26 protein-coding genes are annotated in these 26,312 nt (G+C 71.6%); 20 read left to right on the top strand and 6 right to left on the bottom strand.

Translation table 11 applies throughout. From position 1 onward, the window contains the following. Positions 1–59: 59 nt before the first annotated feature. From AMA02S_RS33785 to AMA02S_RS33755, 7 genes are all read left to right on the top strand, one after another. On the top strand, positions 60–1,235 hold the full coding sequence (locus AMA02S_RS33785) for an LCP family protein (RefSeq protein WP_084265885.1): 1,176 nt from the start codon (positions 60–62) through the stop codon (positions 1,233–1,235). A gap of 58 nt (positions 1,236–1,293) precedes the next feature. Then, positions 1,294–2,214 (top strand): proline dehydrogenase family protein, encoded by a 921-nt coding sequence (locus tag AMA02S_RS33780; protein WP_067466923.1) that lies wholly within the window; start codon positions 1,294–1,296, stop codon positions 2,212–2,214. A 71-nt stretch (positions 2,215–2,285) separates the two neighbouring features. Next, a complete protein-coding gene (gene proC / locus AMA02S_RS33775) occupies positions 2,286–3,080 on the top strand; it encodes a pyrroline-5-carboxylate reductase (RefSeq protein ID WP_067467207.1) in 795 nt (264 codons plus the stop codon). Positions 3,081–3,229: 149 nt separating this feature from the next. Continuing rightward, the gene (locus AMA02S_RS33770; protein ID WP_067466920.1) at positions 3,230–3,661 is read left to right on the top strand and encodes a hypothetical protein; all 432 of its coding nucleotides are present in this window, start codon (positions 3,230–3,232) and stop codon (positions 3,659–3,661) included. Positions 3,662–3,758: 97 nt separating this feature from the next. Beyond that, on the top strand, positions 3,759–5,078 hold the full coding sequence (locus tag AMA02S_RS33765; RefSeq protein WP_169806946.1) for an efflux RND transporter periplasmic adaptor subunit: 1,320 nt from the start codon (positions 3,759–3,761) through the stop codon (positions 5,076–5,078). Between the two features lie 13 nt (positions 5,079–5,091). Continuing rightward, on the top strand, positions 5,092–5,814 hold the full coding sequence (locus AMA02S_RS33760; RefSeq protein WP_067466913.1) for an ABC transporter ATP-binding protein: 723 nt from the start codon (positions 5,092–5,094) through the stop codon (positions 5,812–5,814). Further along, entirely contained in the window at positions 5,811–6,989 is a 1,179-nt protein-coding gene (locus AMA02S_RS33755; protein WP_067466910.1) for an ABC transporter permease, read from the top strand. The genes AMA02S_RS33760 and AMA02S_RS33755 overlap by 4 nt, the downstream gene beginning before the upstream one ends. A 96-nt stretch (positions 6,990–7,085) precedes the next feature. Here AMA02S_RS33755 and AMA02S_RS33750 read toward each other — a convergent pair whose 3' ends face one another. Further along, positions 7,086–8,150 (bottom strand): alpha/beta hydrolase, encoded by a 1,065-nt coding sequence (locus tag AMA02S_RS33750; RefSeq protein ID WP_067466907.1) that lies wholly within the window; start codon positions 8,148–8,150, stop codon positions 7,086–7,088. A 154-nt stretch (positions 8,151–8,304) separates the two neighbouring features. On the opposite strand from AMA02S_RS33750, the gene AMA02S_RS33745 reads away from it, so the two are divergent. The 6 genes from AMA02S_RS33745 (at position 8,305) to AMA02S_RS33725 (ending at position 13,485) form a co-directional block, all read left to right on the top strand. Then, positions 8,305–9,528 (top strand): acetoin utilization protein AcuC, encoded by a 1,224-nt coding sequence (locus AMA02S_RS33745; RefSeq protein ID WP_067467204.1) that lies wholly within the window; start codon positions 8,305–8,307, stop codon positions 9,526–9,528. Next, on the top strand, positions 9,528–10,400 hold the full coding sequence (locus AMA02S_RS33740) for a phosphatase (RefSeq protein ID WP_067466904.1): 873 nt from the start codon (positions 9,528–9,530) through the stop codon (positions 10,398–10,400). The genes AMA02S_RS33745 and AMA02S_RS33740 overlap by 1 nt, the downstream gene beginning before the upstream one ends. Before the next feature lie 340 nt (positions 10,401–10,740). Beyond that, positions 10,741–10,944 (top strand): helix-turn-helix domain-containing protein, encoded by a 204-nt coding sequence (locus tag AMA02S_RS33735; protein ID WP_067466901.1) that lies wholly within the window; start codon positions 10,741–10,743, stop codon positions 10,942–10,944. Between the two features lie 419 nt (positions 10,945–11,363). After that, positions 11,364–11,462: a 30S ribosomal protein bS22 gene (locus AMA02S_RS40900; protein WP_018654693.1), complete on the top strand. Its 99-nt coding sequence runs from the start codon at positions 11,364–11,366 to the stop codon at positions 11,460–11,462. A 44-nt stretch (positions 11,463–11,506) separates the two neighbouring features. Continuing rightward, on the top strand, positions 11,507–12,541 hold the full coding sequence (locus AMA02S_RS33730; protein ID WP_067466897.1) for an NAD-dependent epimerase/dehydratase family protein: 1,035 nt from the start codon (positions 11,507–11,509) through the stop codon (positions 12,539–12,541). Beyond that, positions 12,538–13,485 (top strand): lysophospholipid acyltransferase family protein, encoded by a 948-nt coding sequence (locus tag AMA02S_RS33725; RefSeq protein ID WP_067466894.1) that lies wholly within the window; start codon positions 12,538–12,540, stop codon positions 13,483–13,485. The genes AMA02S_RS33730 and AMA02S_RS33725 overlap by 4 nt, the downstream gene beginning before the upstream one ends. Positions 13,486–13,575: 90 nt before the next feature. Here the strand turns inward: AMA02S_RS33725 and AMA02S_RS33720 are convergent, their stop codons facing one another. Then, positions 13,576–14,673 carry a TolB family protein gene (locus tag AMA02S_RS33720; protein ID WP_067466892.1) on the bottom strand — a complete coding sequence of 366 codons (1,098 nt, stop codon included), beginning with the start codon at positions 14,671–14,673 and terminating at the stop codon, positions 13,576–13,578. Then, entirely contained in the window at positions 14,670–15,212 is a 543-nt protein-coding gene (locus AMA02S_RS33715) for a SigE family RNA polymerase sigma factor (protein ID WP_084265884.1), read from the bottom strand. Before AMA02S_RS33715 ends, AMA02S_RS33720 begins: the two co-directional genes overlap by 4 nt. 157 nt (positions 15,213–15,369) lie before the next feature. On the opposite strand from AMA02S_RS33715, the gene AMA02S_RS33710 reads away from it, so the two are divergent. After that, positions 15,370–15,819 (top strand): helix-turn-helix transcriptional regulator, encoded by a 450-nt coding sequence (locus tag AMA02S_RS33710; protein WP_067466889.1) that lies wholly within the window; start codon positions 15,370–15,372, stop codon positions 15,817–15,819. Between the two features lie 139 nt (positions 15,820–15,958). Continuing rightward, positions 15,959–18,349 carry an ATP-binding cassette domain-containing protein gene (locus AMA02S_RS33705; protein WP_067466886.1) on the top strand — a complete coding sequence of 797 codons (2,391 nt, stop codon included), beginning with the start codon at positions 15,959–15,961 and terminating at the stop codon, positions 18,347–18,349. Between the two features lie 137 nt (positions 18,350–18,486). Here the strand turns inward: AMA02S_RS33705 and AMA02S_RS33700 are convergent, their stop codons facing one another. The 3 genes from AMA02S_RS33700 to AMA02S_RS33695 form a co-directional block, all read right to left on the bottom strand. Further along, positions 18,487–19,362: an HAD family hydrolase gene (locus AMA02S_RS33700; RefSeq protein ID WP_084265883.1), complete on the bottom strand. Its 876-nt coding sequence runs from the start codon at positions 19,360–19,362 to the stop codon at positions 18,487–18,489. A 90-nt stretch (positions 19,363–19,452) separates the two neighbouring features. Continuing rightward, the gene (locus tag AMA02S_RS42425) at positions 19,453–19,698 is read right to left on the bottom strand and encodes a hypothetical protein (protein WP_157431003.1); all 246 of its coding nucleotides are present in this window, start codon (positions 19,696–19,698) and stop codon (positions 19,453–19,455) included. 167 nt (positions 19,699–19,865) lie between these two features. Next, positions 19,866–20,525, bottom strand: coding sequence for a sigma-70 family RNA polymerase sigma factor (locus AMA02S_RS33695; RefSeq protein ID WP_067466883.1), 660 nt, complete (start codon positions 20,523–20,525; stop codon positions 19,866–19,868). A 208-nt stretch (positions 20,526–20,733) separates the two neighbouring features. Between AMA02S_RS33695 and AMA02S_RS33690 the strand changes: the two genes are divergently transcribed. From AMA02S_RS33690 to hemC, 5 genes are all read left to right on the top strand, one after another. Beyond that, a complete protein-coding gene (locus AMA02S_RS33690) occupies positions 20,734–22,155 on the top strand; it encodes a putative quinol monooxygenase (RefSeq protein ID WP_067466880.1) in 1,422 nt (473 codons plus the stop codon). Between the two features lie 2 nt (positions 22,156–22,157). Then, entirely contained in the window at positions 22,158–22,424 is a 267-nt protein-coding gene (locus tag AMA02S_RS33685) for a glutaredoxin family protein (RefSeq protein ID WP_157431002.1), read from the top strand. A 338-nt stretch (positions 22,425–22,762) separates the two neighbouring features. Next, complete coding sequence (locus tag AMA02S_RS33680; protein WP_067466874.1) at positions 22,763–23,494, top strand: redox-sensing transcriptional repressor Rex; 732 nt, start codon at positions 22,763–22,765, stop codon at positions 23,492–23,494. Positions 23,495–23,555: 61 nt separating this feature from the next. Then, a complete protein-coding gene (locus AMA02S_RS33675; protein ID WP_369688422.1) occupies positions 23,556–25,283 on the top strand; it encodes a glutamyl-tRNA reductase in 1,728 nt (575 codons plus the stop codon). A gap of 121 nt (positions 25,284–25,404) precedes the next feature. Then, positions 25,405–26,286 (top strand): hydroxymethylbilane synthase, encoded by an 882-nt coding sequence (hemC, locus tag AMA02S_RS33670; protein WP_157431019.1) that lies wholly within the window; start codon positions 25,405–25,407, stop codon positions 26,284–26,286. Positions 26,287–26,312: the final 26 nt, after the last annotated feature.

Here is a 26,312-nt window from a genome sequence, read left to right as displayed (position 1 = left end):
CGGACACCTGCGCCGATCCGGGCCTTCGCGTCCAGGAACGGCTGGTAATCTCCGGCGCCATGACCCCCCGAGACCCCGCCGGACCGCCCGCACCGCTTCCGTCCGACGTGTCCCCGCCGCCGCATGGGGCCCCGGGCGTCGCGGACGAGCCGTCCGGTCTCGGCGCTCTCGGGACGCTCGGCGGTGCCGATGACGACGGGGCCAAGGGGCATCGCAAGCCGCGCAAGCGCCGCTGGCCGCGGGTCCTGATCGCGGTCGGGGTGTTCTTCGCGCTGGTCGTGGCGGGCCTGGGCGGGCTCGTCTGGCAGCGTCAGTCGTCCTACAACGGCAACATCGACCGGATCAAGGGCGTGATGCCGGACCAGGGCGCCAAGCGGCCGGGTCCGAATGTGGCGGGTACGGAGAACTGGCTGCTCGTCGGGTCGGACACGCGCGCCGACGCCGCCACGACCGGGGACGGCGGGCAGGTGTGGAAGCCGGGCCAGCAGCGCACGGACACCATCATGCTGCTGCACCTTCCGGCGGATCGCAGCAAGGCTTACGTGGTGTCCTTCCCGCGTGACTCCTGGGTGGAGATTCCCGGCTACGGCAACCAGAAGATCAACGCGGCGTTCTCGTTCGGCGGGCCGAAGCTGCTCATCGAGACGATGGAGAACCTCACCGGCGTCCGCGTCGACCACTACGGTGCGATCGACTTCGAGGGTTTCAAGTCGATGACGGACGCGCTCGGCGGCGTCACCGTCGACATCAAGCAGAGCGTGTACGACCCGGCCCGCAAGGTGAACTGGACGGCGGGGCGGCAGAAACTCGACGGGGAGAAGGCGTTGCTGTTCGTCCGGCAGCGCTACAACCTGCCGAACGGCGACTTCGACAGGATCAAGCGGCAGCAGGCGTTCCTCAGCGCGCTCGCCAAGCAGGCCGCGGACGGCGGGACGCTGACCAACCCGCTGAAGCTCGACCGGTTCCTGTCCGCGTTCACCAAGTCGATCAGCGTGGACGAGAGCGTGTCGGGGGGCAAGCTGCGCTCGCTCGCGCTGAGCCTGCGGCATCTGCGTCCCTCGGACGTGACGTTCATGACGACGCCGTTCCGCGGTACCGGGACGCGCGGCAAGCAGAGCGTCGTCCTGTTGGACCCCGCCAAGTCGAAGGCGCTGTTCGAAGCGGTGAAGTCCGCGGGGATGCCCGAGTACGTCCGGCAGCACGGGGGCGGCAACAGCCTCGGCACCGTCTCGTGATCGCGGTCCCCTTCCGGGCATACCCTGGGGACGAGGACGCAGGACGAGGGGTTCACCAGTGCTTCGACAGGCGTTGCTGGCCGCGTCGCGCAGCGGCGGCGCGCGCAGGGTCGTGGAGACCGCGCCGTTCACCCGCGACGTGGTCCGCCGTTTCATCGCGGGCGAGACGATCGACGACGCGGCGCGTGTCACGGAGGGGCTGACCGGCGAGGGGCTGCTCGTCAGCCTGGACGTGCTCGGCGAGGACACGCTCGACCGGGAGGGCACCGAGGCGAACGTCCGGGGCTATGTCGAACTGCTCGAACGGCTGGGCGCTGCGCATCTCGGCGCGCGCGCGGAAGTATCGGTGAAGCTGTCCGCGATCGGGCAGACGTTGGACGAGGCGTTCGCCTTGGACAACGCGCGCACTATCTGCACGGCCGCTCGTTCCGCCGGTACGACGGTCACGCTCGACATGGAAGACCACACCACGGTCGACTCCACGCTCGGGATCGTCCACGAACTGCGCCGTGACTTCCCCGACACGGGTGCCGTCATACAGGCGTACTTGCGGCGTGCAGAGGAACACTGTGCCGAATTGGCGTACGAGGGTTCCCGCGTACGGCTGTGCAAGGGCGCCTATGCGGCGCCCGATGAGGTGGCCTTCACCGGCAAGGAGGACATCGACAAGTCCTTCGTCCGCTGTATGAAGATTCTGATGGCGGGCAAGGGATACCCGATGCTGGCCACGCACGATCCGCGCCTGATCGATGTCGCCGGCGCGCTGGCCGTCCTGAACGAGCGCGACGCCGACACGTTCGAGTATCAGATGCTCTACGGCATTCGCCCGCAGGAGCAGAGGCGGCTGTCCGGGCAGGGCGCGCAGGTTCGTGTTTATGTCGCCTATGGCCAGGAGTGGTACGGGTACTTCATGCGCCGCCTCGCGGAGAGGCCGGGCAACCTCCGTTTGTTGATGCGCTCCCTTGTCGGCCGCGCCTGACCCCGCGCAATCCCGGCGGCGCCCGGTTATAGGGTGGACCGGTCGTTGAAACCCCACGTCAAGGTATGCCGATGATCGCGATTCTGGGTGCCGGGAAGATGGGCGAGGCGCTGCTGTCCGGAGTGCTCCGGGCCGGGCGGCGCCCGTCCGAGCTGATGGCGACCGCGCGCCGCGAGGAGCGCGGCGCACTGCTGCGCGAGCGGTACGGCGTCGAGATCGTCACGAACGTGGAGGCGGCGGAGCGCGCCGGTACGCTCGTGCTGGCGGTCAAGCCGCAGGACATGGGCGCCCTGCTGGACGAGGTCGGCCCGCACGTCCCGCCCGGACGGCTGGTGATCTCGATGGCGGCGGGCATCACGACCCCGTTCATCGAGCAGCGGCTTCCGGACGGCGTCCCGGTCGTGCGCGTCATGTCGAACACGCCCGTCCACGTGGACGAGGCGATGAGCGTGATCTCCGCGGGGGCGCACGCGGGCGAGGAGCATCTCAAGCTGGCGGAGGAACTGCTGTCACCGGTCGGGAAGGTGCTGCGCATCCCCGAGTCGCTCCAGGACGGCGCGACCGCGCTGTCCGGCAGCGGGCCGGCGTACTTCTACTACCTCGTCGAGGCGATGGTGGACGCGGGCATCCTGCTCGGCATGCCGCGCGCGGCCGCGCTGGAGATGGTGATCCAGTCGGCGGTCGGCGCCGCGGTCATGCTGCGCGACTCCGGCGAGCATCCCGTCCTGCTGCGCGAGGCCGTCACCTCCCCGGGCGGGACGACGATCGCGGCGATCCGCGAGTTGGAGAGGCACGGGGTCCGGGCGGCCGTGCTGGAGGCGATCGAGGCCGCTCGGAACCGGGGTCAGGAACTCGCGAGCGGTTGATCCCCCGGCCAGGGTGTGCGGTTCCGGCGGGCTAGGGTCCCCCGAATCGGGCACAAATCCCCCTGGATGGTGGAAGGGGGGCGAACGCCGTGGTGAAGTTCATTTCTCAACAATTGAGCCAGGGTGGGGGTCGCGCCCGTGTAAGGGGTATGGGACTCTTCCTCCGCTTGCTCGTGGCCGCGGGACTGGCGGCCGATGCCATCGTGCACTGGAGGTTCGCCCCCGACATGGCGTATGTCCAGGGGGGCTCCATCGATGGCGACACGCTGTTCCGGATCCAGGCCGCGGTCGCGGCCGTGACGGCCGTGGTGATCCTGACGTACGCGCGCCGGTGGTCGTACGCGCTGGCGTTCGTCGTCGCGGCGAGCGCCGTCGGGGCGCTGTTGCTGTACTACTACGTCGACGTGGGCGCGATCGGGCCGCTGCCGGACATGCACGAGCCCGTCTGGTACAGCGACAAGACGATCAGCCTGGTCGGGGAGGGCATCGCCACGCTGGCCGCGCTGGCCGGGTTCGTGTTGACAGGTCCTGCGGATCGCGGTGCGAGGTCCCGAGCACGCGAGCACGCGAGTCCCTTCTAACCCACGGGGAACCATGCCCTCACTGGGCCGTTCGTCCCGGCATGGCCGGGAACGTTCTCATGATGCCCCGGTCGCCCCCCGCCACCTCAGACTGGCCATGATCGGCGTCCTGCTCGCCGGAGCGCTCGGCGCGTGCACGGGGGAGGACCACGGGCGGCGGCCGCGGATCGGCGCGGTCGCCAGGACCGACGTCTCCGCGATGGTCGAGGCCCCCGGTACGGCGTCGGGACGGGCCACGGCCGTCCTGCGCGCGCCCGCCGACGGGACGGTCGAACGCCTGTACGTGACGGACGGCGATCACGTCCGCGCGGGTGCCGCCCTCGCCAAGATCAGCTCACCGGACGCCGAGCAGCGGCTCGCCCGGGCGCGCGAGGCGGACCGCGTCGCCGCCGGCGGCGCACCCGTGCCCGCCGGAATCGACCTCACCGAGCTTCAGCGCCGGACGGACCAGACGGCCCGCGACGGCTTCGCCCAGGCGCGCCTGGCCGCGCAGAGCATCACCGACCCGCAGCAGCGCGCCCTCGTCCTCACCGGGATCACCCGGGCCGAAACCGAGTACCGGACCGCGGCCGACGCCGCCCGCGCCGCCGTGACCAGGATGAACGCCGGGCTCGGCACCCTCGACACGACGATCTCCTCGATCACCGCCGCGCAGCGGGTGCAGACGCGAGCGGCGCTCGACGCGGCCGAGCGCACGGTGCGCGCGCTGACGATCAAGGCGCCGTTCGACGGTGTCATCGGGCTCGGCGGGCCCGCCGGCAGCGCGCCCGGACTCAGCGGCCTCGCCGACCGGCTCCCACGGCCACTCCAGTCCCGGGGCGGCCTGGCGGGGTTCGGGAGTCTCGGAGCCGTCGGCGGCGAGGACGGCGCGCCCATCGCCACGGGGTCTCCCGTCTCGGCCGGTGACGCGGTCATCACGGTCACGGACGTCTCGACGCTCTCCCTCGGCGCCGACGTGGACGAGACGGACGTCCTCCAGGTCCGCGAGGGCATGCAGGCGAACGTGGCGTTCGACGCCGTCCCCAGCGGGACGTACACGGCGAAGGTGACCAGCGTCGGGTCGACCCCGAAGGAGGCGAACGAAGGCGGCGTCACCTACAAGGTGACCCTCGCGCTCAGTCCCGGAACCCTCGCGGACGGTGCGGCGGCCCCGTGGCCGAAGCCGGGCATGAGCGCCACGGTCTCCCTGCACGTCCGCGACGTCCATGGCGTGCTGTCCGTCCCGTCCGCGGCCGTCGTCAGCAGCGGACGGGAGCCGGTCGTCTGGGTCGTCTCCGGCGGCCGCGCCCAGCGCCGGGTGGTCGGGCTGGGCGTGCGGGGCGACGCGACCGTGGAGATCACGCGCGGCCTGCGGGAAGGCGAGCGGATCGTCGTGCACGGCGCGGACTCCGTCGAACAGGGACAGGAGCTGCCATGACGCCGGGGACGCGATGAGCGGGCCCGTGCTGGAGGCGGTCGCCGTCAGCCGCACGTACCGGGTGGACGGTGTCGACGTCGCCGCGCTGCACGCGGTGAACCTGAGCATCGACGAGGGCGAGTTCGTCGCGATCGTCGGACCGTCCGGCTCGGGCAAGTCCACACTGATGCACCTGTTCGGATGCCTGGACCATCCGACCTCCGGCTTTGTGCGCATCGCCGGACGGGACGTCGCCGCGCTCTCCGCAGGCGAACTCGCCGACCTGCGCAACACCCACATCGGCTTCGTGTTCCAGTCGTTCCACCTCCTGGCCCGGACGAGCGCGCGCGACAACGTCGCGCTCCCGCTGGTCTACCGCAGGGTGCCGCGGGCAGAACGATGCCGCCGCGCCACCGCGGCGCTGACCCTGGTCGGCCTCGAACACCGCCTCGGCCACCGGCCGGGCCGGCTGTCCGGCGGCGAGCAGCAGCGCGTGGCCATCGCCCGCGCCCTCGTCACGGACCCCTGCGTCATCCTCGCCGACGAGCCGACCGGCGACCTCGACGGCCGCACCGGCCACGACGTCATGGACCTGCTCGAACACCTCAACGCCGAACGCGGCGTCGCCGTCGTGCTGGCCACCCACGAACCCGAGATCGCCGGCCGTGCCCATCGCCGCGTCCAGCTCCGCGACGGCCGGATCGAGCACGACGACGGCGCCGGGCGCAAGGAACGCGCGGGGCGGGAGCGGGGGTGAGGTTCACCGAGTCGGTCCGGGTCGCCTCGGACGCGCTGCGCGGCAATCGGCTCCGCAGCGTCCTGACGATGTTCGGGGTGGTCGTCGGCGTCGCCGCGGTGGTCGTCCTGGTGGCGATCGGCACCGGGGCCCGCGATCTCGTCCGGTCCGAGATCGAAGGGCTCGGCTCCAACGTCATCTTCGTCGCACCCGGCGGGTTCGCGCGGTCGGCGCCCACGATCAGCCGGATGCGGTTGGAGGACGTCGGCTATCTCGGCCGCGTCACCGGCGACGAGAGCGACATCGCGGTCGCGCTCGGCTCTGGCGAGACACTCCGCGCCGGGCACGAGCAGGTGTCCGCGGGGGTCGTCGGCGCGAACGAGAACCTCCGCGCCGTCTTCGACCGCCCGCTGCGCCGGGGCCGCTACCTCACCCGTACCGACGTGGAGACGCGGCGCCGCGTGGTCGTGCTCGGGTCCGGCGTCGCGCAACGGCTGTTCGGCGACGCCGACCCCCTCGGACGGCAGGTGTCCATGGCGGGCGGCACCCGGTTCCGCGTGGTCGGCGTGCTGGAGGAGGTCGGGCAGGTGTCCGGTCCTGGCCGCGACTCGGAGGCGCACGTCCCGATCACGACCGCGCAGCGCATGTTCGGGGTGACCCGCGTCGACTACATCGCCGTCCGGGCCCAGACGAAGGACGACGTTCCCCGCCTGCAGACCGAGATGGTGGACGCGTTGCAGCGCAAGTACCGCGGCGAGAGCTTCTCCGCGATCACCCGGACGCAGCTCCTCGGCACCGTCGGGAAGGTCTTCGGCGCGCTCACCGGCGTCCTGACCGGCATCGCCGCGATCTCGCTCCTCGTCGGCGGCGTCGGCGTCGCCAACATCATGCTCGTGGGCGTCCGGGAGCGGGCGGGGGAGATCGGCCTCCGCAAGGCGCTCGGCGCGCGGCAGGGCGACATCCTCGCGCAGTTCCTCGTCGAGGCCGTGCTGCTGACGACCCTCGGCGGCGCCGCGGGCATCCTCCTCGGCGTCGGCGCCGCGCTGGCCATCGCGACCTTCTCGCCCGTCCCCACCGCCATCGCCTGGTGGTCCCCGGCGCTCGCCTTCGCCGTCTCCACGGCGATCGGCGTCGTCTTCGGCGCCGCGCCCGCCCACCGCGCCGCCCGCCTGGACCCGGTGACGGCACTGTGTTGATCTCAATCCCGGCCCAAGAGCTCGCCTGGCGGCTCGCCCTTGACCGTGCTTGGGCGAGCGCGACATCGCGTGATGGCTGAGGCTGTGTGGCAGGTCCTAGGCGACGGCCTCTGCGTCGGGCGCGTTCGCCCTGGTCGTGACGGCTCGGACGAAGCGGGCCGTCTCTTGCATTGCGGCGCTTGCCTCCGGCAGTACTCGGTTCAGGAGTTGGAAGACATGCATCTGCCCCTTCCACACCTGGAGTTCGCAGGCGCGGCCCGCGCGGTGCAGGGCGTCCGCGAGTGCCTCCGCTTCGGGACGCAACACCTCGGCACCGCCCACCTGGATCAGGACGGGCGGCGCGTCGCTCCACGCGCACGTCAGCAGGGCCAGCCGGGGGTCGTCGAACCCGGCCGGACCGACCACGAGGCGGGCGATCCGCTGGGCCATGCGGGCACTGATGTAGGGGTCGCGGGCGCCGCGCTGGGCGCGGGTGGAGAGCTCGCAGGTCAGATCGACCCACGGGGAGAACAGCACGATCCCGGCCGGCGCCGGAAGCCCGGTCCGGCAGATCTCGGCGGACAGCGCGGCGGCGAGGTGCCCGCCCGCCGAGTCGCCCGCCAGGACGACCCCGGACGCGGGGACACCGCTCGCCAGTAGCCACCGGTACGCCGCCACCGCGTCCTCCAGCGGCGCGGGGAACGGGTGCTCGGGCGCCAGCCGGTAGCGGGGGACGAGGACGGGCAGCCCGGTGTCGAGCGCCAGCCGCGAGGTGATCGGCCGGTGGGTGCGCGGCGAGCAGACGACATAGCCGCCGCCGTGCAGGTACAGGACCGCCGCGTCCGCGGCGTCGCCCGCACACGGGACGACCCATTCCCCGCTGATCGGACGCATCGCGGGGCCGGCCCCGACCTGCGGGTCGTGCAGTGGCAGGACGCGCACGCGGGACGTGTGCCGCATCAGCAGGGACGCCGCGTCCACGGTCGAACGGGCGGTGCGGATGCCGCCGGCGTGGCCGGGGAGGCGGTGGACGAACGGCCGGACGCCGAACCGGATCACCCCGCTGATCGCCCGGCTCCGGACGCTCGGCTCACGCGTGTGAACAGCCGGTTCACGGCAGCCGGTGTCCGCCTCGCGCTCGGCGCCGGTCGGCGGCAGGGGGGTCACCTCGACCGAATCCATCTCCACCCCATTTGCTGTCTCTGCTGTGTTACAGATATGCCCATATCTATGAGGTAATGCACGTCACACATTGGTCGCGTGGACTGTCCGGTCTCGGGCCGTTCACCCGATGCGTGTGATCCGCGCCACGCTGCCCGCGCGATACCGTGAGGTCATGAGCAGTCCCGCCGCGTCCCCGCCAACCCCACCGGCGAGCTGCGGACTCAAGATCCTCTGGGACGACCGGCTCGTCGCCTACGACTTCGGTCCAGGTCATCCGATGAACCCCGTCCGGGTCGAGCTGACGATGGCGCTGGCCCGCGAGCTCGGTCTGCACGACCGGGCGAACGTCCGGGTCGCCAGGTTCGATGCGGCCGACGACAAGCTGCTCCGGCTCGTCCATGAGGAGCCCTACATCGCCGCGGTCAAGCATGCGGGCGAGACCGGGCTCCCCGACGAGCGGCACGGGCTCGGTACGCCCGACAACCCGGTCTTCCTCGGCATGCACGATGCGTCCGCGCTGGTGGCGGGCGCATCGGTCGCGGCGGCCGAGGCGGTGTGGACGGGCGAGGCCGAGCACGCCGCGAACATCTCCGGCGGGCTGCACCACGCGCTGAGCGGCGCCGCGAGCGGATTCTGCGTCTACAACGACCCCGCCATCGCGATCGCCTGGCTGCTGGACAACGGCGCCGAGCGCGTCGCCTACGTCGACATCGACGTCCACCACGGCGACGGCGTTCAGGCCGCCTTCTACGACGACCCGCGCGTGCTGACGATCAGCCTGCACGAGACGCCGCGGACGCTGTTCCCCGGCACCGGCTTCCCGAACGAGACCGGCGGTACGGGCGCCGAGGGCACCTCGGTCAACGTGGCGCTGCCGCCCGGTACCGGCGACGTGCCCTGGCTGCGCGCGTTCGAGGCGATCGTCCCGCCGCTGCTGCGCCGGTTCCGTCCGCAGGTCCTCCTCACCCAGCACGGCGCGGACGGTCACGCGCTCGACCCGCTCGCGCACCTGACCCTCAGCGTCGACGGCCAGCGCACCGCGTACGCGGCACTGCACCGGCTCGCGCACGAGACCGCCGGCGGCCGCTGGATCGTGACCGGTGGCGGCGGCTACGAGCTGGTCCAGGTCGTCCCGCGTGCGTGGGCGCATCTGCTGGCCGAGGCGTCGGGCGCGGCGATCCCGCCCGAGACCCCGACGCCGGACGGGTGGCGCGAGTTCGTCCGGCTGCGGACCGACGAGATCGCCCCCAGGCGGATGACGGACGGAACGAGTGTCGTGGAGGTGCACAGGTGGGGGAACGGCTACGACCCGGCGAGCCCGGTCGACCAGGCGGTGCTGGCGACGCGGCGGGCGGTGTTCCCCGAGCACGGCCTCGACCCGATGACGGACGAGTGATGGCGGCTCCGGCACGGGACGAGCTGCGCGCGCATCTCGTCGAGACGAGGATCGCGGGCGACGTGGCGACGCCGCGCCAGAACAACCTGTCGCACTACCGGCAGATGGCGGCCGGCGACCCGTACTACCAGCTCGGGCTGGAGCTCAAGCCGTCGTGGACGGAGCGGGGCGTCCTGGAGATGATGGTCGAGCGCTGCGGCGTCCACCCCGATCCGCTGCACCTGTACGGCGACGACACCATCGACCCCGAGATCACGCTCGACATGCTGGAGGCGATGGGCGACCGTATCGGGGCCGCGGCGCGCCGCCGGGAGACGGTGCTGATCGCCACCGGCCATCCTGCGACGCTGACGCCGGTGTACCAGGCCGTCGCCCGCGTCCTGGCCGACGCGGGCTGCCGGATCCTGACCCCGGCCGCGGGCTGGACCTACGAGATCGACTCCACCTGGGGCGGCGTGGAACGGCGTCGCATCGTCTACGCCGAGGGCGGTGTGGCGATGCTGGAGGACGGCGGCCGAACCCATCACACGCATGACCCGCATCCCATGGAGGCGATGCTCCGGGAGCTCGCGACGGGCGGCGCGGCGACTCCGCCCGCGTCCGCAGCTACCGCTTCAGGCGATCTAGCGGGAAGAGAATCGGATGTTTGGCCGGATCTGGCCATTGCCGACCACGGCTGGGCGGGCGCGGCCGGTCAGGCGGGCATCGACACCGTCGGTTTCGCGGACTGTAACGATCCGGCCCTGTTTGCCGGCGCCGCGGAAGGCAAGATCGCTGTGGTCGTCCCGCTCGATGACGGCGTATCGCCGCACCATTACGCGCCAATGACGGCCTATCTGCTGGGACGGGTTGGGCTCTCCGTATCCGGCTGACCACGCTCACTCGGCGGGAAGGCCCGCGCGCCTGTCACTGCGTGTGACGTGACGGCCGTAGCGGGGCGCCTGCGTCCGCGCGAAGCCACCGAATGCGCCTGAGTCGCAGGTCATCGCCTGTTTTCGGTTGACAACCGTTCGCCGTGCCACTCCATGTGCCGTCAGCTCCACGCTGCGTGCGGACATAGCCCTGTGGCCGCCCGGTCAGGTCGGGATACAGAAATGGGTGGAACTCCCCTCTTGCGACTGCCGATACGCGATTTACGCTGGAGGAAGTACACGTGCGTGATCAAAGTCACCCAAAGGGCCGGTGCGCGGCACGTGTGGAAGAGGGCGTCCGATGAGCTCAGGCGAGCGACCTCTGAGTGAGGTCAGGTTCCTGACCGTCGCCGAAGTGGCGTCGGTGATGCGGGTGTCCAAGATGACCGTCTATCGCCTCGTCCACTCAGGCGAGCTGCCCGCAATCCGTGTGGGCCGTTCGTTCAGGGTTCCCGAGCAGGCCGTTCACGACTACCTGCGCGACGCGTACATCGAAGCCGGATAACGGGTAGGGGCGGGGGATGAGTGATCTCCCCGCCACGAACTCCACACCCGGCCGTGCAGGGGGCACCGGGACGGACCGAGAGGGCCGACCCGGAGCTGGGGAACAAGGACAGGGACCGGCCGGTGGCCGAACGGCCACCGGTGCCGGTGCCCGGGGGAACGGGGGCATCACCGATGCCCGCGGCGTCCCGGGCGCCGGGACGGTCAGGACACGACGCGGGACGGGCGATGCTCGTCCCGTGCGGAAGGGTGCCCGGCGCCGTGCGAGGCGCGGTGCCGGCTCCTGCGTGTCATGCCGCGGCCTGACCTTCGCCGGTACAGCGGTACCCTTGGGCAACGGACCGTGCGCGCATTTCGAGTGATGCTCGCCTGCGGCACGCCCGTCTCCTGCACATCACCCGATACGCCGAGCGAGGTCCCGTGGGCTCTGTTATCAAGAAGCGCCGCAAGCGGATGGCGAAGAAGAAGCACCGCAAGCTGCTGAAGAAGACGCGCATCCAGCGTCGTAACAAGAAGTAACACGCCGGCCACTCAGCCGAAGGGGTGGGCGCACAGTGTCCTCCATGCCCGCCGCCGCGGCCCGTGTCGTCCTCGTCACGGGCGTGTCCCGTTTCCTGGGGGCGCGGGTCGCGAACACCCTTCAAGCCGACCCGGGTATCGAGAGAGTCATCGGGGTGGACACCGTGCCACCCGAAACGTCACTCGGCCGCACCGAGTTCGTCCGCGTCGACATCCGCACACCGGACATCGCGAAGATCATCGCGTCGGCGCGCGTCGACACGGTGGTGCACCTCAACCTGGTCACCTCCGCATCGACGTCGCGGGCGAAGGCGAAGGAACTCAACGTCATCGGGACGATGCAGCTCCTGGCCGCATGCCAGCGCTCGCCCGACACGCGCAAGCTCGTCGTCCGCTCCTCGGCCGCCGTCTACGGCTCCTCGCCGAGGGACCCCGCGCTGTTCACCGAGCGGGACGAGCCCGTCGAGGCGCCAGCGTCCGGCTACGCCAAGGACGCGGTCGAGGTCGAGGGTTATGTCCGCGGGCTCCAGCGGCGCCGCTCCGACCTGAAGGTGTCGGTGCTGCGGTTCGCGAACTTCCTCGGGCCGGGCGTCGACTCGCGGTTCACCCGCTACGTGCGCATGCCGGTCGTCCCGACGGTGCTGGGCTTCGACCCGCGACTACAGTTCCTGCACGAGGACGACGGCGTCGAGGTGCTCCGGCGCATGGTCGTCGAGGACCACCCCGGCTGCTTCAACGTCGCGGGCGACGGCGTCCTGCTGCTGTCCCAGGCGCTGCGCCGCGCGGGCCGCCCCTTCATCCCCGTCCCGTCACAGTCGATCGCCGTCTTCGCCGACATGGGACGGCGCTTCGCCGGCATGTCGGGCTTCTCACCCGAACTGCTTCGCTGGCTGACCTACGGCCGCGTCATCGACACCTCGGCGCTCGTCCACGAGCTGGCCTGGCGCCCCAAGTACGGATCCGAGACCGCGTTCGCCGACTTCGTCGCCGCCCAAGGTTTGGGGCACGGCCTCGGACATGACATCGGACGCGGCGTGCTCGACCGGCTCGGCGCCGTGCTCGGCCGAGGAGGAACGTGAACGCCGACCACCTGGACGAGGACGCGCAGGTCATCCGTATCGCCGCCGCCCGCGATGACGACGGGCGCGGTTCCGGCGCACGCGGCCGCGGCGGACACGGCTTCGGTGAGCGCGGCCCCGTCGAACGCGGCATCGCCGCAGGCCTGGCCTTCCTGCGCCGCCGCCTCGCCGGCGAGTACGAGGTCGACGAGTTCGGCTTCGACCCCGAGTTCAACAGCACCGTCCTCCTGCCGCTCGCCCGCGCGCTCTACGAGCACTGGTTCCGCGTGGAAGTCTCCGGCCTGGAGAACATCCCCGCCGGGGGCGCCCTCGTCGTCGCCAACCATTCCGGCACGATCCCGGTCGACGCGCTCATGCTGTCCGTCGCCGTCCACGATCACGCCGGTCGCGACCTGCGGCTCCTCGGTGCCGACCTCGTCTACCAGGTGCCCGTCCTCGGACACCTGTCCCGCAAGGCCGGCCACACCCTCGCCTGCCCCGCCGACGCGTCCCGCCTGCTCGGTAAGGGCGAGCTCGTCGGCGTCTTCCCCGAGGGCTTCAAGGGGGTCGGCAAGCCGTTCACCGACCGCTACAAGCTCCAGCGCTTCGGCCGCGGCGGCTTCGTCGAGACGGCCCTGCGCGCGGACGTGCCGATCATCCCCACCGCCATCGTCGGCGCCGAGGAGATCTACCCGAAGATCGCCGAGCTGCGCCCGCTGGCCCGCCTGCTCGGTCTCCCGTACTTCCCGATCACCCCGACGTTCCCGCTGCTGGGCCCGGCCGGCCTCGTTCCGCTCCCGTCCAAGTGGATGATCCGGTTCGGCGAGCCGATGCCGCTGGCCGCCTACGACGCCGACTCCGCCGACGACCCGATGACCGTCTTCGAGATCACCGATCACGTCCGCGAGAACGTCCAGCAGATGCTCAACGAGACCGTCCTGCGCCGAGGCCCCGCGTTCTTCTAGCCGTGTCTCGAAATCCCGGCTCCGGATGCCGCCCGGCGCGAAGGATCGGCGATGCCGGGAGCGGCACCGCCGATCGCTGGGCGCCGGCCGCTACCAGGTGCCGGTCAGATCGACACTGGTGCCCGGGGGCACCTGCTTGGACTCGACATGGGTGCCCCGGACGCGGTAGAGCCGATCGCCGATCAGTATGACGAGCGCGTCCCCGGTGCCGCCGCCGGAGATCACCGGGTCGTCGGGTGAGCCGGGGGCCAGCGGGACCTGACGGGTCACGGTCTTGGAGATCAGCGAGTACCAGATCAGGCGGCGCTCGCGGCCGGTGGTCACCACGGCCACCAGGTGCCTGCCGTCCGGGGCGATGACGCCGATGTTCCAGCGGGTCCCGGGCGGGCCGAGACTCACCGGGGTCCGTGCGCCCGTGACCGCGTCGAGGACGTTCAGCCGGTATCCGTCCCACCCGTCCGCTGCCAGGCGGAAGGCGAGCTGCCGCCCGTCGGGAGCCCACCGCAGGTCGCTGGCCTTGGCACCAGGGGGCAGATCGACGACCCGCTGGGCGCCGGTGCTGAGGTCCACGACGGTGATGTGTCCTTCGGACGACTTGGCGCCGCATCCCAGGGTGGAGTAGGCCAGTCTTTCGCCGCCCTTCGCGACGGCCAGCTGGTTCGATCCCTCTCCCTGCCGTCCCGTCAGGTTGATGCCGGACAGTTCGCTCACGCTCGCGGGCGTGCCGTTGTCGCGCAGGGTCAGCCGATGGAGACGCACCCGGCAGGCTCCGGGGGCGGCGGTGGTGAGGACGAACGTCCGGTTGTCTCCGGTGCCGGCGGCATCGAGGAAGCCGGACGAGTCGCGCGGGGCGGGGACACGCGCGATGACGCGCCGGGAGGACACCTCGCTGATCGTCAGTTCCTCCCCGCCATTCGGCCAGGCGCCGTCCACGACGTATTCGGCCCCGGCGTAGGCGGCCAGGGACATGGCCGGTCCACCGGCGTCCCGCTGGTGCGGTCCGGCGACGACGAGAACGGCGACCGAAGCGGCGGCCAGTGCGGTGACGGCGGCGCCGGCCGGGATCGCCCACCGCCGGCGCCGGGGGCGGCGCGCGGGCGCGGCGAGCGGCCTGAGGTCGTCGTGGTCGATGACGCCGGCACCGTCCGACAGTGCCGCACGCACGAGATCATCGTTCAAACGGGTCATCGTTCCTCCTGGTAGCGCTCGCCGAGCGAGCTCAGCCCGCGTGCCACTGTCGACTTCACCGTGCCGGGACGCACGCCCATGGACGCGGCGGTCTCGGCCTCGGACAGGTCGAGGTAGTAGCGCAGGATGATCGCCTCGCGTTGCCGTGGCGGCAGCTTGAGCAGGGCCTGCAGGACGCGGCGCCGATCATCGGCGATCAGCACGTCGTTCTCCGCCGACCACACCGGTTCCGGTGCCTGGACCAGCCGGTTCATCAGGGCCCGGCGGCGCAGCAGGGTCCGGCACGCGTTCAGGACGGACGCGCGGGCGTAGGCGAGCAGTTCGTCGGGTGAGCCGGGCACCCGCGAGCGGCGTCGATGCAGGCGGGCGTAGACATCCTGCACCGCGTCCTCTGCCCCGGCCCGGTCGCCCAGCATGAGCAACGCGAGCCGGACCAACGCCAGGTGGTGGACACGGAACAGCTCCGCCACACCGTCGTCGGCCGCGCTCCCTTCGGAACGCCTGGCGCCGGCCGCAGTGAAGGTTCGGTCGAACGTCATGCCATGAGAACCATCGAATCGCCTGGAGGTTGCTTCGTTTCGAGCACTTTCTTGTCCCGGGCCACAACGGTAGGCCTGTCTCCGGGGGCCGGACGCCACCCCCGACCAGGCAACTTCGGTGCGGCATGTTCTGGTTTGATATGGCACGATTTACCTGGTGAGCAGCAAGTCCACCGCGGCGCAGCGTCTGAGCGACCTCGCACGGTTGCGCCGCGTCCGCGACCGGATCGACCGGGACTACGCGCAGCCACTGGACGTGGAGGCGCTCGCCCGTGGCGCGCACATGTCGGCCGGGCACCTCAGCCGGCAGTTCCGGCTTGCTTACGGAGAGTCGCCCTACAGTTACCTGATGACCCGGCGCATCGAACGCGCGATGGCGTTGCTGCGTTGTGGTGATCTCAGCGTCACCGAGGTCTGCTTCGCGGTCGGCTGCTCGTCACTGGGCACCTTCAGTACCCGTTTCACCGAGCTGGTCGGAATGTCGCCCAGCGTCTACCGGCGCGAGGCCGCGCGGTCGACGGCGGGGATTCCGTCGTGCCTGGCGAAGCAGGTGACCCGACCGATCAGGAATCAAGAAGCGCCCTCCGCCGGGCGGTACCTAGCCTGACCGGACAGGGTTCGCGAACGGCCACAGCCTGCGGGGACGCCGTCCGAGCCACGCCGTGGATCAGGTAGACATTGGACCGTTGCCGCCACCGCGCCGACGGGGGCCGCGGTAGCGGCCCCGCCCGAGAGATGGAGACATGATGAGCATGGCCACGAGGGCCGGCGCGCAGACGCCCGCGCCGCACGCCGCGGACAGCCACGATCTGATCCGGGTGCACGGTGCGCGCGAGAACAATCTCAAGGACGTCAGCATCGAGCTCCCGAAGCGCCGGCTGACGGTGTTCACCGGCGTCTCCGGCTCGGGCAAGAGCTCCCTGGTGTTCGCCACGATCGCCGCGGAGTCGCAGCGGATGATCAACGAGACCTACAGCGCCTTCGTGCAGGGCTTCATGCCGACGCTGGCGCGTCCCGAGGTCGACGTGCTCGAAGGGCTGACGACCGCGATCATCGTTGACCAGCAGCGGATGGGCGCCGATCCCCGTTCCACGGTCGGTACCGCCACCGACGCCAACGCCATGCTGCGCATCCTCTTCAGCCGGCTCGGGCAGCCGCACATCGGCGGGCCCGGCGCGTACGCCTTCAACGTTCCCTCGGTCCGGGCGAGCGGTGCGATCACGGTCGAGCGCGGTGCCGCCAAGGCCGTGAAGGCGACCTTCAGCCGTACGGGCGGCATGTGCACGAACTGCGAGGGCCGGGGCACGGTCTCCGACATCGACCTCACCCGGCTCTTCGACGACTCCAAGTCGATCGCCGAGGGCGCGATCACCATCCCCGGCTACAAGGTGGACGGCTGGTGGACGGTGGGGATCTTCATCGAGTCGGGCTTCCTCGACCCGAACAAGCCGATCCGTAAGTTCACCAAGCAGGAGATGCACGACTTTCTCTACAAGGAGCCGGTGAAGGTCAAGGTCAACGGCGTCAACCTGACCTACGAGGGGCTCGTCCTCAAGGTGCAGAAGTCGTTCCTCTCCAAGGACCGGGAGGCCCTCCAGCCGCATATCCGGGCCTTCGTGGACCGGGCGGTCACCTTCACGGTCTGCCCCGAGTGCGACGGCACCCGGCTCAGCGAGGCGGCCCGGTCGTCGCGGATCGGGGGAGTCAGCATCGCCGACGCGTGCGCGATGCAGATCAGCGACCTGGCCGAATGGGTGGCCGGCCTGGACGAGCCGTCAGTGGCGCCGCTGCTCACGACGCTGCGGCAGACCCTCGACTCGTTCGTGGAGATCGGGCTGGGCTACCTCTCGCTCGAACGGCCCGCGGGCACGCTGTCGGGCGGCGAGGCGCAGCGCGTCAAGATGATCCGCCACCTCGGCTCCTCGCTCACCGACGTCACCTACGTCTTCGACGAGCCGACGATCGGCCTGCACCCCCACGACATCCAGCGGATGAACGACCTGCTGCTGCGCCTGCGGGACAAGGGCAACACCGTGCTCGTCGTGGAGCACAAGCCGGAGGCGATCAAGGTCGCCGACCACATCGTCGACCTCGGCCCCGGGGCGGGGACGGCGGGCGGCACCGTCTGCTTCGAGGGGACCGTCGAGGGGCTGCGGGCCAGCGGCACCATCACCGGCCGCCATTTCGACGACCGGGCGTCCCTCAAGGAGACGGTGCGGACCCCGACCGGAAAGCTGGAGATCCGCGGCGCGGCGACGCACAACCTGTGCGACGTGGACGTGGACATCCCGCTCGGCGTGCTCACCGTCGTCACCGGCGTCGCCGGCTCCGGGAAGAGTTCGCTCGTGCACGGGTCGATCCCCGCGGGCGCGGGTGTGGTGTCGGTCGACCAGGGCGCCATCCGCGGTTCGCGGCGCAGCAACCCGGCGACCTACACCGGGCTGCTCGACCCGATCCGCAAGGCGTTCGCGAAGGCCAACGGCGTGAAGCCGGGGCTGTTCAGCGCCAACTCCGAGGGCGCCTGCCCCAACTGCAACGGCGCCGGCGTCATCTACACCGACCTGGCGATGATGGCCGGTGTCGCCACCACCTGCGAGGAGTGCGAGGGGAAGCGGTTCCAGGCATCGGTGCTGGACCACCACTTCGGGGGCCGCGACATCAGCGAGGTGCTCGCGATGTCGGTGACCGAGGCGGAGGAGTTCTTCGGCGCCGGTGAGGCGCGCCTGCCGGCCGCGCACCGCATCCTGGAGCGGCTCGCCGACGTCGGGCTCGGCTATCTCAGCCTCGGCCAGCCGCTCACCACGCTGTCCGGCGGCGAGCGGCAGCGGCTCAAGCTGGCCACCCACATGTCCGAGAAGGGCGGCGTCTACGTCCTCGACGAGCCGACCACCGGCCTGCACCTCGCCGACGTCGAGCAGTTGCTCGGCCTGCTCGACCGGCTCGTCGACTCCGGCAAGTCGGTCATCGTCATCGAGCACCATCAGGCGGTCATGGCGCACGCCGACTGGATCATCGACCTCGGCCCCGGCGCCGGCCACGACGGCGGCAAGATCGTCTACGAGGGCACGCCCGCCGATCTCGTCGCCGCCCGCTCCACCCTCACCGGCGAGCACCTGGCGGCCTACGTCGGCACCTGACCGGGCGGCGGGACGGGGGCGGCAGCCGAAGCGGGGGCGCGGGCCACGGTCATCGGGCGGTTGACGAGGTCCATCCGGCGCGCTCGCCGCGCGGCCGTCGGGTGCGGAGGAGCGGCGGGCCATGCGGAGGGCGGGGCTCAGTCGGTGCGGTAGTGCTTGCGCAGCGCGATGCCGGCGGCGACCCCGCCGGCCAGCGCTCCGGCTCCGGCGGCGGCGGGAAGCGCGACCATGGTCACCTTGCGTCCGGTCCGGAAGTCGTGGATCGGCCAGCCGTTCTCCTTGGCGTGCTCGCGGAGGGCGGAGTCGGGGTTGACGGCGTGCGGGTAGCCGACGGCGGTGAGCATCGGCAGATCGTTGAACGAATCGCTGTAGGCGGAGCAACGCGCGAGGTCGAGGCCCTCCCGCTGGGCCAGCGCGCGGACGGCCTCGGCCTTCGCGGGCCCGTGCAGCAGGTTCCCGACGAGGCGGCCGGTGTAGACGCCGTCCCGGGTCTCGGCGACGGTGCCGAGCGCGCCGGTGAGGCCGAGCCTGTGCGCGATCGTCCGGGCGACCTCGATGGGGGTGGCGGTGACGAGCCAGACCTGCTGGCCCGCGTCCAGGTGCTGGAGGGCGAGGGTGCGGGTGCCGTGCCAGATCCGGTCCGCCATCACCTCGTCGTAGATCTCCTCGCTGAGCCTGACGATCCCGGCGACGCGCTGCCCGGCGACGAACGCGAGCGCGGCCTCCTTGGCGCTGCCGATGTGCTCGGAGTTCTCGGTGCCGCGCAGCCGGAAGGCGGCCTGGCCCCAGGCGAACATGGCGAGGTCACGCATGGTGAACAGCTTGCGGGCGGCGAGACCGCGCGCGAAGTAGTAGATGGACGCGCCGCGCATCATCGTGTTGTCCACGTCGAAGAACGCCGCCGCCGCGGGATCGGGGACGGGGAGCGGCGTCGGTTGGGTCGCCGCCGCGGCGGCCGCCTCACCGGCCCTCACGTGGTCCTCGTCCCTTCCGCGCTGCCAGAATCGCCGCATGGCCTTGAGCCTAGAGTCTGTCTCCGAGCGACCTCAACCGCCGCGCGAGCGCGCTGGCCTGCTGGGGCGTGGCGATGCCGGCGGCGCGCCTCACCGGGGCATATCGCGAAGCGATGTCGCGCTCGCACGAGCACGGTCGGGGTGCGAGACGGCAGGCGAGCACGCGGGGCCGGGATGGTCGTGCGCGCAGTGATGATCCTCACCATGGTCGTCGGCGGCGACGATGAGCCGCTCCCTCAGCGCGGCGCGGAACCGGGGGTCCGGTCCGTCGTCGCTCGCCCGTAGCCGGGCCAACACGTTCCCCTTCTCCACGATCTTGCCTCGCCTGGTCCGCACCGGCCGCTCCCTCGCCGTCCAGGCGCGCGGGCTGCCCTCCCGAACGCGCTCTCCCGACCGCAAGAACGATCGGAGTCGCGTCAGGTTACGGGTCGGTAGTCATGGATGTCGCGTCCAATAGTGGCCGGGACGCGGCGGCGGGGTGGGAGGCGGGGCGGTCAGGCGGGTCAACCGCGCAGATCGTCCGGGAGCATCCGGGCCAGCGACCGGACGGCGCGGTACTGCAGCGCCTTGATCGCGCCCGGCTTCTTGCCCATCACCAGCGCGGTCTCGGCGACCGACAGCCCGTGCAGGAAGCGCAGGACCACGCATTCCTGCTGTTCGGAGCCCAGCCGGCGGACGGCGGTGAGCAGCGTGCGATTCGTCATCGAGTCGATGACGGTGCGCTCGGGTCCCTCCTGCGGACGGTCCGGCTCGACCAGTTCGGCCGTGCAGACCTCCAACCGGTAGCGGCCGGACTTGAAGTGGTCGGCGACCAGATTGCGCGCGATCGTGACGAGCCAGGCCCCGAAGTCCTTGCCCTGCCAGTGGAAGTCGTGGATGCGGCGAAGCGCGCGCAGGAACGTCTCGCTGGTCAGATCCTCGGTGAGGGAATGGGTTCCGACGCGGTAATAGACGTACCGGTACACCAGCTCGACATAGTGGTCGTAGAGGCAGCCGAACGCCTCGGCGTCGCCGTCGCGGGCCCGCAGGACGAGGGCCTTGAGCCTCGCGGCCCGCTCGCCCGCGAGGTCGGATCCCTCTCCCCGTTCGCGTACGCGGTCGGCGGTTCGCGGGGAGGGCCGGGGAAGTGGGATGACCCGGGTGTCGAGGGACAAGCTGCTCATGCAGTTCTCCTCGGGTCTCCGTGAGACATGGCGCGGCCTCCGGCGTGATCTGCCACTCTAGATACCGAGAGGTACGACGGGCAATGGGTGCGTACCGCCTGAATCGCCGTCCAATCCGTGGCCGCGACGCCCGACGCGCCGGTTTTCGGACGCCCTGACCGTGGAGCGGTTACCCGTCACCGCTCCGTATCAGGCACCATGGGGCGCGATGGTCGACGCTCTTCTCGCGCTGCTGGCGACCCTGGGTGCCCTGCTGGCCACCGGGTTGCTGATCTCACGCGCCTACAAGGACCGGCTGCTGTACTTGATCAGCTGGTCCCTCACCCAGGTCGGGGTGTCGCTCGCGCTGCTGTCGATGGGCGTGGGCTTCCTGGCCGGGTTCAACGGCCCGCTGTTTCGCATCGTGGAGATCGGGGCGGCGCTGATCGGGCCGGTCTGGCTCGCGCTCGGCATGATCGAGCTGATCGCGCGGTACGTGCAGGTGCGCTTCGCCGCGTGGCTGTTCGCCGTGTCCTACACGCTCGTGGCCATCGTCATCCTCCTGCTGGACCCGCTGACCGGCTCGCTGAACAAGAGCCTGCCGAAGCCGGGCGGCACCTACGACGCGCTGCCGCTGCTGCTGATCGACGGTGCCCACGTGGTGGCCGTCATCGCGCTGGTGGGCTGCACGGGCGTCACCGCGTGGCTGGCGAGCAAGCGCGACGAGGAGGCCGGCGAGCTGCTGATCCCGGTCGCCCTGGTCGCCCTGGCCGGGGTCCTGGTGGTCAGTGGCAGCCGCGGGCTGCTGCCCGCACCGCTGGCGATCATCGCGCTGGGCGCCGCGACCGGGCTGGTCTGGTACGGGGCGATGCGCACCATCCCGGTGTACGAGCACGAAGAGCGCTACGAGAAGGAGTACGAGGGCGAGTACGCGGCCGGGGAGTACACCGGGGACGAGTACGGCGACGACTCGGCGAACGGCTTCGAGGAGCAGGCGTACTCCTCCCGTCAGCCGGAGCCCGTCCCGGCACCCACACCGCCGGGCCTACCGGGGATGCCCGGCCCGCCGCCCGTGGCGAAGCGAGGGGAACTCCGCTTCCCCGAGCAGCCTTCGGCCGACGAACTGCGGTTCCCGGACGCGCCGGGCTTCCTGGACGACCCGTCCCGCAGCCCGGCGGGGCCGACCCTGGTGGACGGCCTGCGCGGCGCCGTCCCCGAGCCCGCCCGGCCCGGTGGAGTGCTGGCCGGCGCGCTGGGCGGGGCGCTGGGCGGGATGCCGGGCGGCACCCCGTCCGGCATGGCAACGGGCGCCGACCTGCCGGCGGGATGCGGGCAGATCACCGTCTACACGCTGCTGGACGGGCGGGAGGACGCCTTCGACCGGCTGGCCGCCGATCTCGTCCAGGCCGCGCGGGCCGCCGAGCCCGACACCGTCGTCTTCGCGTCCCACGAGGTGGTGGGCGCGCCCACGCAGCGGATCTTCTACCAGCTCTTCCGGGACGAGGCGGCGTTCGCCGCGCACCGGCAGCAGCCGCACCTCCACCGGTTCCTCGCCGAGTCCCGCACGCACGTGCTGGCCACGAACGTGATCGAGCTGCGGCTCGGCCCCGCGAAGGTCCCGCTGCCCGCGCCGGAGTATCCCGGGAGGTGACGGTGGACGGCATCACGATCACGCTGCTCGGCAAGCCCGGCTGCCACCTGTGCGACGACGCCCGCGCGGTGATCGAGCGGGTCGCGGGTGAGCTGGGCGTGCCGTGGGAGGAACGCGACATCACCCGCTCCGAGGAGGACACCCGGCTGTACTGGGAGCAGATCCCCGTCACGCTGATCAACGGCGTCCAGCACGACTTCTGGCGGGTGGACGAGGGGCGGCTCCGCACCGCGATCGCCAAGCTTCTCGATCGGCACCTCGATCGGTAGGGCACCTCGGTCGGCAGGCACCTCCATCGGGAAGCTCCACGATCCTCCCAATTTCCGGTAAGTCTCGGGGAATCGGGATGTCTCGTCGGTCACATCCTGCGCCCCCTCGCCGGCCCGGAACGGTCCGCGAACCCCCGTGAGCACGGGGGCCTCGCGTGACCGGCCTGGCCAGGCACGACCCCGGCAATCGGGACCCCACTTTGTGCGCGTATTCACAAGGGCTTAACCTGAGGGATAGCCCTGAGGCGGTCAGGCCACGGTCGTGAGGCCCGGCCGGACGGGCCGGGGCGAGGGGCCCGCGGGTCCCGTCCCCAGCGTCGAGTCCCGAAGAGCAGGCCGTGACATCTCGACAGAACCGCCAACGCGACCGCGGCATCCCCGAAGCCACCGTGGCGCGGCTCCCGGTGTACCTGCGCGCCCTCACCGGGCTCCAGGAGCGCGACGTGGCGACCGTCTCGTCCGAGGAGCTCGCCGCCGCCGCCGGCGTCAACTCGGCGAAGCTCCGCAAGGACCTGTCCCACCTCGGCTCGTACGGGACGCGCGGCGTCGGCTACGAGGTCGAGTACCTCATCTACCAGATCTCCCGCGAGCTCGGGCTCACCCAGGACTGGGTCGTCGCCATCATCGGCGTCGGAAACCTCGGCCGCGCGCTGGCCGGATACGGCGGTTTCGCCTCGCGTGGCTTCCGCGTCGCGGGCCTCCTCGACGCCGACGAGACCATCGTCGGGCAGGAGATCTCCGCCATGACCGTCGAGCACATCGACCGGCTGGAGGACATCATCGCCGATCACGGCGTGTCCATCGCCGTGATCGCGACGCCCGCCGGAGCGGCCCAGGGGGTGTGCGACCGCGTCGTCGCCGCCGGCGTGACGAGCGTCCTGAACTTCGCGCCGGTTGTTCTGTCCGTCCCGGATGGCGTGGACGTGCGTAAGGTCGACCTGTCGATCGAATTGCAGATCCTTGCTTTCCATGAGCAACGCAAGGCCGGGGGCCCGGGCGACTATGACCCGGTGGCCGATGCTGGTGAGCCTCCGGGGGCCACGCAGTACGTAGAGGCGGTAGAGGCATGAGCGAGCCGGAGGCGGGCGGGCGGCGCCGCACGACGCCCGAGGGAGAGGCGGAAGGGACGGCATGAGCGTTCTGGTGGTGGGGCTCAGTCACCGCAGCGCCCCGGTGGCGGTGCTGGAACGCGCGGCCGTGACCGGGGACGACCTGGCCAAGCTGCTGCACGCCGTGCACGAGTCCCCGAACGTCGTCGAGGCCGCGATCGTCTCGACGTGCAACCGGGTCGAGATCTACACCGTCGTCGACAAGTTCCACGGCGGTGTCTCGGCGATCTCCGAACTGCTCGCCCGGCACTCCGGCGTCCCGCTGGACGATCTCTCCCGGCACCTGTACGTCCACTACGAGGAGCGCGCCGTCCAGCACGCTTTCGCGGTCGCGTGCGGGCTGGAGTCGATGGTCGTCGGCGAGGGACAGATCCTCGGGCAGATCAGGCAGGCGTTCCGGCTCGCGCAGGACCAGGGGACGCTGGGCCGCGACCTGCACGACGTCCTCCAGCAGGCGCTGCGGGTCGGCAAGCGTGCCCACCACGAGACGGGCATCGACAAGGCCGGCGCGTCGCTGGTCAGCGTGGGCCTGGAGGTCGCCGTCCAGCACCTCGGGCCGCTGGAGGGCGTACGCGCCCTGGTCGTCGGCGCCGGCTCGATGAGCTCGCTGGCCGCGGCCACGCTGAGCCGCGCCGGCGCCCGGGAGGTCGTCGTCGCGAACCGGACCCACGCGCGCGCGGCGCGGCTGGCGAAGTCCCTGGACGTTCCCGCCCGTGCGATCGAGCTCTCCGCGCTTGACGAGACGATCGCCGAAGCCGACCTGGTCGTGTCGTGCACCGGCGCGACGGGCCTCGTCCTCACGGCGGAACGGCTGGCCGCGCGGGGCGCCGGGACGGACGGGCGCCGCCGGTTCCTGCTCGACCTCGCGCTCCCGCACGACATCGACCGCGCCGTCCGCGATCTGCCCGGCGTCGAACTGGCCGGGCTGGACGACCTCCGCACCGCGCAGGAGGCACAGAAGGCCATCGGCCCCGAGGCCGTCGAGGCCGTCCGCCGGATCGTGGGCGACGAGGTCGCCGACTTCCTCAGCGCCGCCCGCGCCGCGGCCGTGGCGCCCACGGTGGTGGCGCTGCGCAGCAAGGCGGCCGACGTGGTCGAGTCGGAACTGGCCCGCCTCACCGGCCGGCTGCCCGAGCTGGACGAGCGGGACCACAGGGAGATCGCCCAGACCGTCCGGCGGGTGGTCGACAAGCTGCTCCACGCGCCGACCGTCCGCGTCAAGGAACTGGCGGCGGCGCCGGGCGGCGACACCTACGCCGACGCGCTCCGCGAGCTGTTCGACCTCGACCCGAAGGCGCCCGAGGCCGTCGCGCGCGCCGACATGGCGGGCACGGGGACGCGGGAGGGCGGGCCGCCGTCCGGGCCCACCCCGTGGAGCGGTGCCGCGCGATCGGCCGACGCCGCACGTACGGTGGAAACGAGCACAGGTGTGACGAACGCGGGGGCGACGAGCACCGTGAGAGCGATCAACGTGGACGTCGACGCGGCGGAGGCGCGCGCCGTGGCGACCGGCATCAGGGAGCGGGACGGCGGCAGCGAGGGCGCCGAGGCCGCCGGCGTCGTCGAGACGGCAAGGGCGGCGGAGATCGCCCGCGTCGCGCGGATCGAGTGCGCCGAGGCCGACTGCGTCAGCACCGGCCCGGCCGATCCGGGGATCACCGCGGGCACCGTCAACGCGCAGGCCGCGAGCGTCCACGCGGTGAGCGGGCGCGACCCGCGGCGCGAGGGAGACCCGTGGCACGAGGAATGACAGTCGTGAACGGCGGCCCTGAGTCGGCCCGCCGAAAGCCGAGCGGAGCGAGGCATTGAGTACAGCAGGCAGGGCGGAGCGGGCGACGGGGCCGCTGCGGCTCGGCACCCGCAAGAGCCTGATGGCGATGACGCAGTCGCAGCAGGTCGCCGACGCGTTGACGCGGCGCACCGGGCATGCGGTGGAGCTGGTCGGGGTAACGACCGAAGGTGATGTTTCCAAGGCGCTGCTGGCCCAGATCGGGGGCACCGGGGTCTTCGTCAACGGGCTGCGGGACAAACTGCTGTCCGGTGAGGTGGACTTCGCGGTGCACTCGCTGAAAGACCTGCCGACGGGCGCGGCCGACGGGATCGCCCTCGCCGCGACCCCGCCGCGCGACGACCCGCGCGACGCGCTGTGCGGCCCGTTCAAGCTGGCGGACCTGCGGCACGGCGCCCGCATCGGCACCGGCTCGCCACGCCGCGTCGCGCAGCTGCGGGCACTACGCCCGGACCTGGAGGTCGTCCCGATCCGCGGCAACGCCGACACCCGGCTCCGCAAGGTCACCGATGGCGAACTGGACGCGGTCGTCCTCGCCTACGCCGGCCTCAAGCGGATCGACCGGCTCGACGCGGTCGCCGAGGTCTTCGACCCCGAGCAGATGCTGCCCGCCCCCGGACAGGGCTCGCTCGCGCTCGAATGCCGCTCGGACCGGGCCGACCTGCGTGCCCTCCTTGGAACGGTCGACGACCCCGCGACCAGGTGCTCTGTCACCGCCGAGCGGACGGTACTGGCGGTGCTGGAGGCGGGTTGCTCCGCGCCCGTGGGAACATACGCTGCCGAAAGAGAACAAGAGCTGCGTCTGACCGCGACCGTCGCCGCCTACGACGGGAGCCGGCAGATCAGGCTGTCCGCCAGCGGCCACCCGCAACGGGCCGAGGAGCTCGGACGCGAACTCGCGCACCGGCTGCTCGCCCAGGGGGCCGACCAGTTGATGGGGGAGCGCGACATTGAGCCCCGCTAGCCAGAGCGCCGCGAGCAAGAGCCACA

This window comes from Actinomadura macra NBRC 14102 (assembly GCF_001552215.1).
GTDB classification, from domain to species: Bacteria; Actinomycetota; Actinomycetes; order Streptosporangiales; family Streptosporangiaceae; genus Spirillospora; species Spirillospora macra.
The sequence above is the reverse complement of the archived record's forward strand: the minus strand, read 5'-3'. Positions and strand labels throughout refer to the sequence as shown.

What these genes read in the sequence shown, in the direction of transcription:
- AMA02S_RS33785 (WP_084265885.1), top strand. Translation starts at nt 60, where the DNA reads ATGACCCCCCGAGACCCCGCCGGACCGCCCGCACCGCTTCCGTCCGAC.
- proC (WP_067467207.1), top strand. Translation starts at nt 2,286, where the DNA reads ATGATCGCGATTCTGGGTGCCGGGAAGATGGGCGAGGCGCTGCTGTCC.
- AMA02S_RS33770 (WP_067466920.1), top strand. Translation starts at nt 3,230, where the DNA reads ATGGGACTCTTCCTCCGCTTGCTCGTGGCCGCGGGACTGGCGGCCGAT.
- AMA02S_RS33765 (WP_169806946.1), top strand. Translation starts at nt 3,759, where the DNA reads ATGATCGGCGTCCTGCTCGCCGGAGCGCTCGGCGCGTGCACGGGGGAG.
- AMA02S_RS33760 (WP_067466913.1), top strand. Translation starts at nt 5,092, where the DNA reads ATGAGCGGGCCCGTGCTGGAGGCGGTCGCCGTCAGCCGCACGTACCGG.
- AMA02S_RS33750 (WP_067466907.1), bottom strand. Translation starts at nt 8,150, where the DNA reads ATGGATTCGGTCGAGGTGACCCCCCTGCCGCCGACCGGCGCCGAGCGC.
- AMA02S_RS33745 (WP_067467204.1), top strand. Translation starts at nt 8,305, where the DNA reads ATGAGCAGTCCCGCCGCGTCCCCGCCAACCCCACCGGCGAGCTGCGGA.
- AMA02S_RS33740 (WP_067466904.1), top strand. Translation starts at nt 9,528, where the DNA reads ATGGCGGCTCCGGCACGGGACGAGCTGCGCGCGCATCTCGTCGAGACG.
- AMA02S_RS33735 (WP_067466901.1), top strand. Translation starts at nt 10,741, where the DNA reads ATGAGCTCAGGCGAGCGACCTCTGAGTGAGGTCAGGTTCCTGACCGTC.
- AMA02S_RS33730 (WP_067466897.1), top strand. Translation starts at nt 11,507, where the DNA reads ATGCCCGCCGCCGCGGCCCGTGTCGTCCTCGTCACGGGCGTGTCCCGT.
- AMA02S_RS33720 (WP_067466892.1), bottom strand. Translation starts at nt 14,673, where the DNA reads ATGACCCGTTTGAACGATGATCTCGTGCGTGCGGCACTGTCGGACGGT.
- AMA02S_RS33715 (WP_084265884.1), bottom strand. Translation starts at nt 15,212, where the DNA reads ATGACGTTCGACCGAACCTTCACTGCGGCCGGCGCCAGGCGTTCCGAA.
- AMA02S_RS33705 (WP_067466886.1), top strand. Translation starts at nt 15,959, where the DNA reads ATGAGCATGGCCACGAGGGCCGGCGCGCAGACGCCCGCGCCGCACGCC.
- AMA02S_RS33700 (WP_084265883.1), bottom strand. Translation starts at nt 19,362, where the DNA reads ATGCGGCGATTCTGGCAGCGCGGAAGGGACGAGGACCACGTGAGGGCC.
- AMA02S_RS33695 (WP_067466883.1), bottom strand. Translation starts at nt 20,525, where the DNA reads ATGAGCAGCTTGTCCCTCGACACCCGGGTCATCCCACTTCCCCGGCCC.
- AMA02S_RS33690 (WP_067466880.1), top strand. Translation starts at nt 20,734, where the DNA reads ATGGTCGACGCTCTTCTCGCGCTGCTGGCGACCCTGGGTGCCCTGCTG.
- AMA02S_RS33675 (WP_369688422.1), top strand. Translation starts at nt 23,556, where the DNA reads ATGAGCGTTCTGGTGGTGGGGCTCAGTCACCGCAGCGCCCCGGTGGCG.
- hemC (WP_157431019.1), top strand. Translation starts at nt 25,405, where the DNA reads ATGGCGATGACGCAGTCGCAGCAGGTCGCCGACGCGTTGACGCGGCGC.